At 37.2% G+C, this 231-nt stretch carries 1 protein-coding gene; it reads right to left on the minus strand.

Annotation, left to right across the window (positions count from 1 at the left end):
* Positions 1-16: 16 nt before the first annotated feature.
* A partial coding sequence (locus tag Q4550_RS24265; RefSeq protein WP_303536832.1) for a hypothetical protein occupies positions 17-231 on the minus strand: 215 nt, incomplete at its 5' end.

The raw sequence follows: 231 nt of genomic DNA on the forward strand, positions 1-231 counted from the left end.
CACAATACTCTGCCGACTAAAAGTCGTTATTATCCTCATCTTTTACATCTGTTGCGTACCAGTCAAAAGACCTTAAAAAAGAACCTTTAACTCCGTTTTCTTTTAAATTTAAATTATGAGTATGTCTATTTTCTTCTGACGGATATACAGTACCCGCGTTGCCTATTTTTTCTTGCTGAAAAGATCCTGGATCACTACCCTCTTTTGGTTCTTTGCCACCACCTCTTGCAT

The sequence above is a fragment of the Anaerobacillus sp. 1_MG-2023 genome (assembly GCF_030547345.1).
Lineage (GTDB): Bacteria > Bacillota > Bacilli > Bacillales > Guptibacillaceae > Guptibacillus > Guptibacillus hwajinpoensis_B.